Below are 12,839 nucleotides of genomic sequence, written 5' to 3' on the forward strand. Positions count from 1 at the left end.
TGCTTATGACTCACCGGGCATGAGCTGTTCCATGGCCAGCCGGCGGAAGTCCAGGGCGGCGGGGGAGAGGTAGGCGTTCTCGCGCCACACCAGGGTCAGGGTGCGGTGGCAGTCCTCGGCGTCCAGCCGCAGCCAGGTCACCGGGCTGCGCTCGCCGAGGGTCCGCCGGGCGACGGCGGGCATCAGGCCGATGCCCAGCCCGGCGGCGATCAGCTCCGGGGTGGCGGCGGCTTCGTCGCCCTCGCAGACGACGCGTGGCGTGAGTCCCTCGCGGGCGAAGAGCCGGTCCAGGAGGGCGCGTTGCCAGTGCCCGGCGCTCGTGCTGACGAAGTCCTCGCCGGCCAGCTCGGCCACCGTGACGCTGTCCCGGCCCGCCAGCGGATGAGCGGGCGGCACGGCCAGGTGCACCTCCTCCCGTACGAGTTCCACCGAGCGCAGTCCGGGCCCGGCCAGCGGCTGGGAGGCCAGGGCGAAGTCCACTTCGGCGGAGCTCAGGTGCCGTCGCATCGAGCCCACCGGAGCCTGGGACAGGTGCACGCGCACGCCGGGGCGGTGCGCGCGGAACGCGGCCAGGACCCCGGCCAGCTGGAGCAGGGTCTCGGCGGCGACGGCGACGCGGCCCGGGCCGGCACCCGCGGCGTCGGCCATCTCCCGCCGGGCGTCGTCGAGGTCGGCCAGCGCCCGCTCGACCCGGAGCAGGAAGGCCGCGCCGTGCTCGTTCAGCCGGATCCGGCGGCCTTGGCGGTCAAAGAGCGGAACACCAAGTTCCGATTCCAGCCGGATGATGGTCCGGCTCACCGAAGGCTGGGCGACCCGGAGTTCCTCCGCGGCCCGGCTGATGTGCTGGTGACGGGCCACGGCCTGGAAATATCGCAGAGACAGCAGATCCATGAGGGTAGTGTCGCCGCCGGCCGCAGAGCCGCGGGGCGGGCATCGGGTATCGGCCGGCGGCCGTCAGTGATCAAGTCGGAAACCGGGAACAATCCCCACCAACAGCTGCCTTCCGGATGAGGTGCCCATCATGGACAGGACGTTCACCGGAGAAGAATTCCGTCAAGCCCTCAGCACCGACACCGTCACCGTCCCCCTCACCCTGACCGGCATGGCCAAGGCGGCCGACGCGGCCGACGCGATCGAGTTCGCCCTGGGCACGGCCTGCAAGGACTGGACCACCATCCCCGTCCCGCTCATCGACCACGTCGAACCGCTCCAGCACGTGCCGTGCGACGACCACGCGCATCCCCTCGTCCGGCTCACGCTGAAGGACACCGGCACCCCGGAGTTCACCGTCCTCACCTCCCTGCTGCGCGCCACGCGGCAGCAGGCCTCCCCGTGCGGAAGCCCGCCCCGGCAGGCAGGGCACTCGGAACCCGTGTCGCGCCGCCCGGCGCCCGCGGAACCCACGGCTGCCGGCACCCGGGCAGCCGACTGCCTCGACGGCGACACGAAGTGCGACGCGAACGGAGTTTGCTGGGGCTGCTGTGCCGGCGACTGGTTCAACATCGGCCGGTGCGTCTTCGGCCTGACCTACGGCTGCAACGGGGTCCGCTACAACGCGGTCAGCTGCTGGCCGATCGGCTGACCCGCTCACGCCCGGCGTCGGCCGGCCGACCGGAGTGCCCGGCCTACGTGAGCTCCGCCGCCTTGGTCGTGGCACAGTCCTTCATCGCGTCCCAGATGCCCTGACCCAGGCTCTCGAAGAGCTTCTCCGGGTTGTTCTGGAGGTAAGCGATGATGTCGTCCCACTTCCGGACGCCGATCGTCAGGTCGAGATGGAAATGGACCAGGTGCTCGCCGAGGAGATACGCGTCGCAGTCGGCTGTCAGATGCAGATTCGCGCCGGTGCCGTCGATCTTCAGGTCGAAGCCGCCGCCCGCCTTGATGCCGACCAGGGTGCCGCCGGGAATGGGGATGCCGCCGAGGAGGACGCCCCGGGGAAGGTCGACGCTGAAGTCCAGGCCGACGGACGCGGCGGCGTGCAGGCCGTTGCCGGTGTCGAGGGTGCAGCTGACCTCCGACGTCAGGATGTGCGCGATATCGGCTTTGAGGGTGAAGGCGAAGCCTTCGGAGCCGAGCTCGGCCTCGACCGCGACGGAGACGGCGTCGAGGAGTTCGATTTTGCCGGAGAGGTAGAGGATCTTCTCCGGAAGGTGACCGCCCTTGATGCCCCGGGTGTCGAGGAGGTACTGGGGGCCCTTGGTGCCGTCCGCGTTGGAGTAGGTGAACCAGTCCCCGATGGTGAGCGGTTGTGCGACCGCGCTGTTGGCGTAGATGCCGTCGTTGCCGACGCCGACCTCGAAGCGCCAGTTGTTGCCGAAGAAGTCGATGTCCCCCTTGCCGTAGTAGCCCTGGTTCCAGTGCTCGCCCAGCGGGCTCGTCCAGCCGCCGACGGCCGTCACGGCGCAGAACATCAGCTCGTGCAGCACGATCTTCTTCAGGAAGGCGAGCTCCGACGGTGGGGAGACGACGATCCCCAGGATGTCCCACAGGGAGACGCCCTTGTCCTTGTCGGCGGTGGTGAGGGAGAAGCGGAACACCGTGACGAACGGCTCCGGCTCGAAGCCGCCGATGATATCCAGCTCCAGGCCGGCGTCGCCGACGCGGATGGACCCGCCCATGCCCAGGGTGAGTCCGCTCGTCCCGCCGCCGATCTGGGCCCAGAACGCCTCGATGTCGAAGCCGTCGATACCGAAGGCGTTCTTCCAGGCGGGCCCGGGCGCCGGGCCGGCGGCCTCGGTCAGCCGACGGGTCGCGTCGTACACGGTCTGCCCGTTCGCGCCGGTCACGGGGACGGCCGAGAGCGCCGTGCGCCCCGGCTTCTCCAGCGCGAAGGCGTACTGCGCCGGGGCGAGCTGCCCGGCGACCGTGCCGAGGGAAGAGTCGGCGGCCTTGAGGGTGAGGAAGAGGGAGAAGCCCTCCCGGGACACCGTCCCTCCGGCCACGAACTGCAACAGTGTCTCCGGCGCCGAACCCATCGCGGGAACGGTGAAGTTCCACGAGGTCTTCAGAGCGATCCAGAGCTGGGCCGGCCGGATCTCCACCTCCAGTCCGCCGAAGCCGGGCCGCAGCTTCTGCTCGGCTACGGACGCCCTGAACACCGAGTTCTGCACCGGTGAGGTCAGGACGGCTTGGAGGTGGACGCCGGTGGCGACGCCGTCGAACAGGGCCTTGAGCGGCTCCAGTGGTCCGGTGAAGCCGATCTCGGTGAAGAAGGTGAGGCCCTTGTCCAGCGTGGCCGGAAGCGTGTCCGGGGGAGAGCCTGCGTCGAGGGGCGTGCCGTCGGCGGAGCAGACGGCCAGGCCGGATTTGCTGAAGGTGATGTCGCCGAGGATGCCGAGGACGTCGGACCAGCCCTGGATCCGGTTCGGCGCCCACGCCCAGCCGTTCTGCCAGAAGGCCGCGGCGAACAGGGTGCCGGAGCCGCCGCCCCTCGCCGCCTTGCCGACCAGTGTCAGCGCATGGGCCCCGGCGAACTCGACCGTGCTGCTGACCGCGAGCTCGTAGCCCTTGCCGTCGGCGGCCTCGCCCGCCTGGGCCCCGCCGAGGCGCAGTTTCACGGCCGTGTCGCGCAACTCGACCTTGGGCAGGCCGTCGGGCAGGGGCACGTCGGCGCTGCACGCGAGCGCTTCGAGGAGGGCGGTCAGATCGATCTCGGGGAACGTCCCGGCGAGCTCGAAGGTGCCCGGGAGGTGCCAGGCGGCGTCGAAGGCGATGCTGCCCTCGTCGCCTCCCTCGCCGCCCGCCGGGCCGAGCTTCGCCTTCGCGGCGAGCGTGCCGGTGGTCTTCATGGTGGCGGCGTCGCTGGTCAGGGCCGCGGCCCGGGCGTCCGCCGCCGCCTCGGCCCGCTGCTTGCGCCAGGACTTCCGGGCGGCCCGGTGCTTGCCGCCCTTACGGGCTTCCCCCTCCTCCTGCTTCTTGCGCTCCAGATCCAGGGAGACTTCTACGAGTTGCAGGCGCGACGCTCCGATGTCGAGGTGCCCCTCCGCGGCCAAGGCGGCCGAAATCCCGTACTCGCCCTGCGTGGGCACGGCCGTGCCGTGGAACTTCTTCAGCGCCAGGTCGGGCACGCCGCTGAGGTCGGCGTCCGGGAGGAAGTTCCGGATCACGTCCTTGAGCTGCGCGGGCGTTTCCTCGTCCAGGGTGAGCTCGAAGCGGCCGGGCGGGATCGCCGCGGAGGCGTGGAGGGCGACCCCGCCCGCGACGAGGAAGTCCCCGTACCCGGTGACGGTGGCGGAGCGGCTCGACTGGAGCGGTGCGGTGACGGTCAGCCGGGCGCCGACGCCCGTCACGGCGAGTTTGTCACCAGCGATCGGCCACGAGACTTCGGGCTTCGCCTCGGCCTTTACGGTGATCGCGGTCAGGGCCTTCGGCACGCCCTGACCGATCTTCGTCACGTCGATGGTCGCGCTGAGTTCGGTGAGCCGGACGGCACTCCCGAGGGTGAACCCCTGGGAGGTGAGCTGCTGTACGGCGGTGCCGGTGCCGTACCACCCTTCGAGGACGCCCGTGCCCACGTCGTCGCCCGGCAGGGCGTCCACGGTGAGCACGATCTCGTTCCCGGTGGGGACCGCCGCGCTGACGGCCACGCCGACGCCCTGCCCCAGCGTGAGGTCCGCGGCCAGGCGGAGCCCGTACGTCAGCGGAGCGCTGTCGCCGCGCGACCCCGCCCACAGCAGGAAGTCCCCGCCCAGATCCCCTGACGCCTCGGGTACGGAGCGCAGCGCGATCTCCGTCACGACCTTGTCGCCGATGGACCGGCGTTGTACGGGCCCGGTCAGCGAGAGGGTGCCGTGCGCGGGGCGGACCAGTGCGATGAGGGATCCGAGCGGTGCCGGGTCCTTGACCTCGGGCGCGTGGAAGGTGAGGCCCTTGCCGAGGGCGGGGCGGCCGTCGCGGGCGGGGCGGGGCACGGAGGTGAGCAGGAGCTCGGGCAGCCGGCCGTCGCCGAAGGCGAGGCCGGCCAGGTCGCTTCCCTCGGTGTCGGGGAAGGATGCGGCCGGCGTCCAGCCTTCGGGCGTCGGGAGGGGGATGAAGAGGGCCGGGTCCAGGCGGGACGGGTCGATGCCGAACTCGATGCCGGTGACCTGGGCGCCTGTGATGCCCAGTGCGCTGAGTTCACCGCTGATGACGACGGTCTCGGCGTCCGGGTGGTCCTCGCGGTGGAGCGCGGTGACCGTGAGGGTCTTGTCGTCGAGCCAGGTGCCGACGAGCGCGGCGGCCGGCCCGCTGCCGAGGTCGGCGGCCGCGAGGGTGAGGGTGTCGCCGGTGGTGTGCTGGTCGAGCAGGGCTTGGAGCTCGGTGAACTGCATGCGGGAGGCCTTCCGGGCGGGGCGGGTCGGTGTGCCGAGCGGCTCGTACGGGAGCGGGTGTCCGTACGGGGCCGCTCGGCGTACGGACACCCGCTCCACGCGCCGCGGTCAGCCGGACAGCTTCTCGGCGATGACCTTGCGGGCGTTGTCCGTCAGGGCCTTGGCGATGTCGTCCTTGCGCTGGGCGGCGCCGTCCTGGACGCCCTTGATGAAGTCCCCCTTGATCTCTTCCGTGTTGAAGATCTGGTGCAGTGCCTTGTCGTCCAGCCCGTCGACATGGATGTTGATGTCCAGATCGGCCTTGTCGGCAGCGAGGCTGAGGGAGCGCAGGCCGATGGTGAGGGCGTCGGCGTCGGGACCGTCGAAGGACAGGCCGAGGGCCACGGACGGATGTTTCACGGTGGTGTTCATGGTGCCGTCGATGTGGTCACCGGACTTGAAGGTCGCTACGACATCGGCTTTGACGGCGATCGGCGTCTGCGAGATCCGCCCGAACCGCAGGGTCGCGTCGACGCCCTCGGCGACGAGTGCGGCGTCCTCGACCGGGATGAGCACGTCGGAGATGCCGCTGACCGTGACGTGGTTCAGCTTGAAGTTGATGGAGACGCCCATGACTTGCTGGTCGCCGAGGTCGATCGAGTCGATCGACAGGGGATCGAGCCGCGGGTCGCTGGACGAGCGGACGACGGTGGGCGGGTAGAACCCGGAGCCGGTGTCGTTGAGCGAGGCCCGCACCCGGTCGAAGAGGTAGACCTCCAGGGGACCGTCACCCGCCGGAGGCTTGCCGCTGCCCGCCGGAAGCGTGCCCGTGCCGAAGACGCCGTCGAGTGCTTTGCCCAGCTGCTCCGTGACGGAGCCGGAGAACTGGGTGCGGAAGTCGTCCGCGTTGAGGGCGGCGGCGAGTTTCGCGGTGAGGGCTGTGGCCGCGTCGGGGCTGTTGAAGGCCGCTACGGCCGAGTTCCTCCAGACCTCTTTGGTGAGGTCGGTGACGGTGTCCCCTTCGATCGTCAGGTGGTCCTTGTCGAGGGTGTAGACCGGCGTGCCGGCGATGGCGACCGACTGGATGGTGACCTTCGCCGTGCGGTCGGCGCCGGTCCCTGACGCCTCGATGCTCAGATCGACGTCGAAGGCGAGGCCGGTGACCGTGAACAGGAACTGCCCGTGTCCTTCGATCTGCTGGGACGGCCAGTCGACCCCGTACGCGTCGAGGCCCTTGAGCACGACCTGCGTCGGAGGCTTGAGACCGGAGCCCCGGGGAGCGTCGATGACGACGACGTGCTGGTCCAGCTGGTACTTCCCGTCGATCGTGATCCGCGGCTGGTAGCCGTGCGAGTCGTACGCGGCGGCCGTGACGCGGAGAGTGCCGCGGTATCCGTTCGTGGTGGGGACGATTCCGGTCAGGTCTCCCACGGACGCGTTCGGCAGGCCGGCGACGGTAATGCCGGTGAGCCCCAGCGTGGGGTACTGGTCCACGTTGTCGGGCTGGCTGATGAACGCGTTGAGATTGGCGGGCAGATCGGGCACTCCGGCTGCCTTCGCCTGCTTGAAGGCCCTCTTCACGAACATCCACCAGGCGTCGGCGATGGTGCCGGCTATCGTCGCGCCCTGGTCGCCCGAGAGCGCTCCCAGCTGCCACTCGTCCACCTTCAGCGGAGACAGCGAATGATGGTCGGGGGTCTGGATCTTCTCCAGGACCTTCGGCAGCCAGTACGGGCTGTCCGGGTCGTTGACGCGCTTGCGCATGGTGGCGTAAACGAAGTCGATCAGGGCGGTGCCCATCGTGATACTCCTCCTCGGAGTGCGCGAGGTCTCGTGAGCGGTGGTGCGGGAACCGGATGACGGCCCGTTGACGACGGCCCGTTGGTGACGATCCGCCGACGGCAGTCCGTCAAGGTCTCCGGTCGACGATGTGCAGGGCCAGGTCCTCCAGGGCGTACCGGTAACGGCTCGCCGGGAAGGGGCGCAGCAGCTCGATGGCTTCCAGCGCCTGGGTGCGCGCGTCGGCGTAAGCGCGGGAGAAGGCCGCGCTGCCGCGCACCGCGGCGACGCACCGCTCCAGCCCGCCGGCGTCCACGGCCTCCCCGCGCAGGACACGGCTCACCTGATGGTCCGGCCCCAGCTCTTCCATCGCGTACACCAGGGGGAGGGAAGCGCGGCGCCGCAGGAGGTCCATGCCGCGCGGCTTGCCGGAGTCGGCCTCGTCCTGGGCCAGGTCGAAGAGGTCGTCCATGACTTGCAGGGCCCGGCCCAGCCGGCGCCCGAAGAAGCCGGCCCGGCGGGCGTCACCGGTGCGCCCGCCCGCGAGGGTGACGCCGGCCTCCGCGGCCAGGCCGAAGAGGACGGCGGTCTTGCGGTCGGCCGTGCGCCAGTACCGCCGGATCAGCCGCGCCGGATCCAGGCTCATGTCGGTGCGCAGCTCGTCCAGCTCGCCGCAGCCGATCTGGAACGCGGTGTCGAGGACCAGCTCGATCAGCGCCATGTCGCGGTCCCGGTCGACGGCCCGGACGAAGCCGCGGATGGCCTGGACGAACTGGAGGTCGCCGACGAGCACTGCGGTCTCCGTGCCGCGCGCGGCGTTGACGGACGGGAGGCCGCGGCGCAGCGCGGAGTCGTCGATGACGTCGTCGTGGATCAGCGTCGCCACATGGAGCATCTCCAGGGAGACGGCTCCTTGGACCGCCTTGCGGGGCAGGGGCGCGGGGCCGTGGACCATCCGGGCGGCGAGTAGCAGGATGGCGGGCCGCAGCCGTTTCCCGTGGCCGTAGAGGGCGCGCTCGGTGTCGCTGAGGTAGTCCTCCTGCGGAGCCAGTGCCTCGGCGAGGAACGCGTCGAAGGACGGGATGTCGCCGGCCAGGAGATCCGCCCAGATGCCGGCGGTGACGTCCTCCGCCGGATCGGCCGACGTGTCGAGGATGAGCACGGATCAGGACCGCCCGTCCTGGGGCGGGGCGTAGCCGGTGATGCCGGTGAGGACGGCGTGCCGGACGGTCTCGGCGATCGCGTCGCGGAGCAGCTCCTGGACGAACCGCATGGTGCGCAGCCGCTCCCTGGCCACCTCGCCGACCGGCCCCTGCCAGCCTTCGTCCTCGATGCTCAGCGCGACGGAGGGCAGGACGACGGCGGCGTCTCCCCGTACAGGGTCCACGGTGACGCGCACGTCCTCCAGACGCGCCGAGCAGGCACCCCAGTGGAGCGTGTCGGTCGCCGCTGGCCGGCGCTGCGCCTTGAGGCGGTAGGCCGTCTTGCCGAACTCCCTGATATGCGCGCGCTGTTCGGGCGACAGCGGAATCCAGTCCTCGGGTTCGTCTTCTTCGGCCAGGTCGTGTGTGCCGTTCGCGAGCGCGAGGTGGCGCGCCAGCTCTTCGTCGGACGTGTTCGGCAGCTCGCCCGAGTGGCTGTTGATGGCCGTGTAGACGTCGGACTGGGACATCGGCGTGGTGCTCTTGTCCGTGTTGTCAGTTCCGTTGACGACCTTGGCGAAGTCGATGGTGCCCTTCGCGGCATCGGTGTACTGCTGCTTCTTGTCCGCGTCCGGGGTGTCTTCCGCCATGAAGCTGAGGGCGGTCGCGACACTGTTCTGCTGCTTGAACGCGTGCCCGTTGTACGTCACCCGCGTCTCGGGGTCGGTCCAGTCGTTGACTGCGGGCTGGGCGGCGAGTGACGCTCCCGGGTCCGTGGTGGTGTAGGTCTGTTCCGACATGCGCCGGGTGACGCCGTCCGTCCTCCACAGCTGCACCAGACCGTAGGTGTCGTCGGGGTCGTTGAACGCGTCGTAGTAGCTCTCGTTGTGCTGGCCGTACTTGATGAGCAGCTGCTGCCCGTTCTCGCTCTGCATCAGCTTGTCGCGGTGCGCGTCGGCGCGGTCGCGCCACTTGTTCAGGGTGTCCGGGTCCGGCGGGTCGTGCGGGACGGCGGCACGGCTCGCGGCCGGGAGGGTGGGCTGCCGCGCCTCCTCGGAGAGCGGGCGGAGGCTGCCGGCGGTGTCGAGGTCGCGGATCTCGTCGGGGCGGGCGTCGAGCGCGTACCGGCCGGTGAGGACGAGCGCCGGGATGCGGTACGTGCCGTCCTCCCCGGCGACGGCCTCCGGCGCGCCGTCGGCGCGGACCTGGAGTGCGCCGAAGCGGATGCTGAGGGAGCCGGTGGGGTAGCCGACCGCGCCGGGCATCTCCACGGTGCGGGCGAGGGGATAGCCGGGGGTGTCCGCGAGGTACAGCGGCAGGGCTTCGGGGTGCGGGGTGCTCACGTACGTCTCCTGCGGTGAGTCGGGCGGACCGGTGGACGGGGCGGGCGGGTCAGGAGACGTCGGCGTTTCCGCTGATCATGAGCATGTCGCCGTGGGCGGCCAGCTCCGGTGAGGTCAGCTTCACGTGGACGGTCGCGCCGCCGATCGGGATGTCACAGCCGATGGGCTTGCCGATCGGGATGTCGGGGGTCAGCGCGGTGACCTTGTTCTTGACGATGGACGGGGCCCTCCCGGCCAGATCGTTGACGAGGCCCGACAGTACGTCGGAGAGGGGCGTCTTGGGGTGGAAGATCACCTGCTGGAGGTCGAGGTCCGTCACCTTCACGGAGAGTGCGGTGTCCGTGATGCCGGTGGCCTGGACTGTGACGACGGGCGATTCCGGGACGTATTTGACGTCGAATTCGATGGGAGCGGACATGCGGGTGCTTCTCCTGGGTGCTCGATGCGCCGGATCGGCCTGATGGGCGGGGTGGGCCTGTGGGCCTGTGGGCCCTTCAGGTCACGACTCGTGCCCCGCCTTGGACAGCGCGCAGCCGCCGCTGCCGTCCGGGGAGATGGGGACGAGGTCGAGTTCGGCGTGCCAGTCGACGTCGACTCCGGCGGAGGCGGTGGTCGGGTCGGCGCCGACCGTCAGGTTCGTGGCCCGCCTGAACGTCGCGTCCCACCGGGCCGAGGCGACGAACTGAATGGTCTTGTCGTCCTTGGCCAGTTGCGTGCCCTCGTACTGCTTGATCGTTGCCGTGAGGAGCGTGGTGAGCAGGCCCTTGCTGATCAGCGTGAACACCGGCTTGTCCGTCGGCCAGTCCACGGGCTCGGCGGCGGCCGGCGCCGCCGGCTGCCCCACCGTGGCGGTCGACGCGAGGACCAGGTGCGTGGGGATGACGTCCACGCGTACGAGGCCGAGGGTGACCGTCTGCCCGAAGAGGTCCTGGGCCGGGATCTTCAGTCCCTTGAGCAGGTCGGCGCCCTGCGTGAGGAGCGTGGGGACCACGACGTTCTTGACGATGATGCTGCTCGGGCCGTCCGGCAGGTTCTCCAGCCACGCGCCCAGGGGGACGACCGTGATGCCGCCGCCGTCCAGCTTCAGCTGGAGGGCCACCGTGACCTTGCCGGTGACCTGGGGGAGGGGTGTCTCCCCCACCTTGCAGTCGGCCTGGAGCCGCTGGGCGACGAACTGGAGCACCCCGGAGTCGGGGAGGTCCGTGATGTCGTCGGGCTTGATCATCTTGGCCCAGAGGTCCGCGTCCGGCGGGGCGAGGGTGAGGGAGGGAGCGTCCAGGAAGTCCCACGCGAAGGTGTAGGTCGTGCCCTTGATGGGGTCCGGGGTGACGCTGCCCCGGAACGCGTCGCGGTGCTGTTGGTATGCCGTCTGGAGGCCGGAGTTGATGGCGTCGGCGCCCACTCCGACCGCGAGATCGAAATTCGAATCACTCACGCCGCCATCCAAGGGCACCGTTCGGTGACCGCACCACGGCTTCCCGTGCGCTGTCGCAAACCGGTGCACGGGCCGCAGCGATCAAGCCGCTGGTTGCGCAGGCGTGTTGGGGGCGCACAGGCCGGGCGCGTACCGGTTGTCACACCATATGACCAGGGGTGGTGACCTTGTGGATCGTCATGGACGTGACAGAAGTATCGCCGGCCAATGTGACCAACTCGGATGAAACAAAGGCTTGTTACCGGCCCTGCCGGGATTTCGAAGACGTTCGCCTTCGCGTACGCGGGCCGTATTGCCGGATCCGGCGGCACCGGTCGATGATGTGAGGCCGCCGCCGGTGCCGGGACCTCGTCGATGGCCCGGCCCGCGTCGCCACCCTCATCATCACGTTCATCTCCGTCATCACCCTCACCACCTCCATCACCCGGGACAGAGAAAGTAGGAACATGAGTTACGACCTTGCAGTCGGAGCCGACGTCAGCATCGTCAACAAAGCGGCCGAGGAGGTCTACGGCCAGCTGTATCCGCGCTACTTCACCGGCACCCAGCCGTACGACGCCGGAGGCACGTCCGTCACGGTGACCTGGGACGTCAAGACCGCACCCGTCTTCGACCTCACCCCGCCCGCGCACTCCGAGGAGGAGTTACGCGCGCGCTTCACCGCGGGCGCCGCCGCCGGCCGGTTCACCGAGGACCAGGCGGCGGAGTTCGCGGCCGGCCTGCGCGAGTCGCTGGACGGAAGCACCTTCCAGGTCGTCCTGCGCCAGGTCCACGTCACCGTCGACACGGGCAGTGGGCCCCTGGTGGAAGGGGACGTGACCGTGACGGTCGACGTCCAGGCCACCACGTCCGCGGAAGGCCTGCTCACCCTGAACCCCCTCAAGGCCGTGGCCAGTGACACCAGCCACGTCGAGAAGGTGATCCTGGACAACGTCGTGCTGCCCGCCCTCCTCGACCAGGCCCGCCAGGTCCTCTCGGGCATCAAGCTGCCCAAGCCGGACATCCCGCTGCTGGACCTGTCGGTGCCGGTCCCCGTCATCCAGCCGCAGCGGGCCGTGGCCGCCATGAACCTCGTGGAGCACGGCATCCCGAAGCCGCCGTTCCCGGACACCTGGCCGGCGAGCCCGTTCTTCGCCCTGCTCGGCATGGACACGGTCCGGCGGATCGCCGAGGCGGCCACCGCGTACCTCGAAGGCAAGACCTTTCCCGCCGACGGGTCGAAGAACGTGGGGGTCGGCACCGCCTACTTCAAGGCGACGATCGCCGTCCACCACGTGCAGTGCGAGGTCGTCGACGCCGACATCCCGACCGTACGCGTCCACGCCGCAGTCAACGGCAGCGGAAGCGCCGGCATCGACTGGATCGTGGGCGGATCGTGGGACGTGTACTACGACCTGGCGCTGGAGCCCGACCCCACCGTCACCCTCACCCTGTCGATGTCCGGGACCACGCTCAAGGCCACGACGGACAGCGTGAGCTCCTTCGACCTCAAGATCTATCCGCACGGCGACATCCTCAGCATCATCGCCGGCTGGCTCGCCAACGCCCTCTCCTCCACCCTCGGCGGCCTCGTCGGCGACGCGCTCCGCGGCATCGAGTTCGACCTGGGCAGCCTCCCGGCCATTCCCATCGACGTGGATCCCGTCCACCTCGACGTGACCCCGACGGACCTGACCCTCGCCCGCTTCGGCGACGCCTTGTCCCTCCAGGGGGACGTCACCATCAACAAGCGGTAGCTCAGCCGACGCTCGCGTCGGTGGGCCGATCGGGAGGGGTGATTGGTGGGTCCAGGGGTACGGCCGTAGGGTCGCGGGTATGTCTTTGCGTCTTCGTATGCGTCAAGCCCTGCCCG

Annotated in this window: 9 protein-coding genes; 2 read left to right on the top strand and 7 right to left on the bottom strand. The window is 70.1% G+C overall.

Annotated elements, in window-relative coordinates; genetic code table 11:
• Positions 1 to 3: 3 nt before the first annotated feature.
• Positions 4 to 891 carry a LysR family transcriptional regulator gene (locus D7231_RS00920; RefSeq protein WP_120752950.1) on the bottom strand — a complete coding sequence of 296 codons (888 nt, stop codon included), beginning with the start codon at positions 889 to 891 and terminating at the stop codon, positions 4 to 6.
• Between the two features lie 130 nt (positions 892 to 1,021).
• Between D7231_RS00920 and D7231_RS00925 the strand changes: the two genes are divergently transcribed.
• On the top strand, positions 1,022 to 1,582 hold the full coding sequence (locus tag D7231_RS00925; RefSeq protein ID WP_120752951.1) for a hypothetical protein: 561 nt from the start codon (positions 1,022 to 1,024) through the stop codon (positions 1,580 to 1,582).
• 43 nt (positions 1,583 to 1,625) lie between these two features.
• Here D7231_RS00925 and D7231_RS00930 read toward each other — a convergent pair whose 3' ends face one another.
• The 6 genes from D7231_RS00930 to D7231_RS00955 form a co-directional block, all read right to left on the bottom strand.
• On the bottom strand, positions 1,626 to 5,399 hold the full coding sequence (locus D7231_RS00930) for a hypothetical protein (protein WP_120752952.1): 3,774 nt from the start codon (positions 5,397 to 5,399) through the stop codon (positions 1,626 to 1,628).
• Positions 5,400 to 5,417: 18 nt separating this feature from the next.
• On the bottom strand, positions 5,418 to 7,088 hold the full coding sequence (locus D7231_RS00935; RefSeq protein ID WP_120752953.1) for a hypothetical protein: 1,671 nt from the start codon (positions 7,086 to 7,088) through the stop codon (positions 5,418 to 5,420).
• A gap of 109 nt (positions 7,089 to 7,197) precedes the next feature.
• Positions 7,198 to 8,229, bottom strand: coding sequence for a polyprenyl synthetase family protein (locus D7231_RS00940; RefSeq protein WP_120752954.1), 1,032 nt, complete (start codon positions 8,227 to 8,229; stop codon positions 7,198 to 7,200).
• Between the two features lie 3 nt (positions 8,230 to 8,232).
• The gene (locus D7231_RS00945) at positions 8,233 to 9,552 is read right to left on the bottom strand and encodes a hypothetical protein (RefSeq protein WP_120752955.1); all 1,320 of its coding nucleotides are present in this window, start codon (positions 9,550 to 9,552) and stop codon (positions 8,233 to 8,235) included.
• A 49-nt stretch (positions 9,553 to 9,601) separates the two neighbouring features.
• On the bottom strand, positions 9,602 to 9,970 hold the full coding sequence (locus D7231_RS00950; RefSeq protein WP_120752956.1) for a hypothetical protein: 369 nt from the start codon (positions 9,968 to 9,970) through the stop codon (positions 9,602 to 9,604).
• A gap of 81 nt (positions 9,971 to 10,051) precedes the next feature.
• Entirely contained in the window at positions 10,052 to 10,987 is a 936-nt protein-coding gene (locus tag D7231_RS00955) for a hypothetical protein (RefSeq protein WP_147449660.1), read from the bottom strand.
• A 446-nt stretch (positions 10,988 to 11,433) separates the two neighbouring features.
• Here D7231_RS00955 and D7231_RS00960 point away from each other — a divergent pair, with 446 nt between their 5' ends.
• Positions 11,434 to 12,723 (top strand): hypothetical protein, encoded by a 1,290-nt coding sequence (locus D7231_RS00960; RefSeq protein WP_120752958.1) that lies wholly within the window; start codon positions 11,434 to 11,436, stop codon positions 12,721 to 12,723.
• Positions 12,724 to 12,839: the final 116 nt, after the last annotated feature.

This window comes from Streptomyces klenkii, from assembly GCF_003626645.1.
In the GTDB taxonomy this organism is placed as follows: domain Bacteria; phylum Actinomycetota; class Actinomycetes; order Streptomycetales; family Streptomycetaceae; genus Streptomyces; species Streptomyces klenkii.

Excerpts from the sequence above, each read along its gene's own strand:
- D7231_RS00920 (WP_120752950.1), bottom strand. The coding sequence starts at position 891 with ATGGATCTGCTGTCTCTGCGATATTTCCAGGCCGTGGCCCGTCACCAG.
- D7231_RS00925 (WP_120752951.1), top strand. The coding sequence starts at position 1,022 with ATGGACAGGACGTTCACCGGAGAAGAATTCCGTCAAGCCCTCAGCACC.
- D7231_RS00935 (WP_120752953.1), bottom strand. The coding sequence starts at position 7,088 with ATGGGCACCGCCCTGATCGACTTCGTTTACGCCACCATGCGCAAGCGC.
- D7231_RS00960 (WP_120752958.1), top strand. The coding sequence starts at position 11,434 with ATGAGTTACGACCTTGCAGTCGGAGCCGACGTCAGCATCGTCAACAAA.
- D7231_RS00950 (WP_120752956.1), bottom strand. The coding sequence starts at position 9,970 with ATGTCCGCTCCCATCGAATTCGACGTCAAATACGTCCCGGAATCGCCC.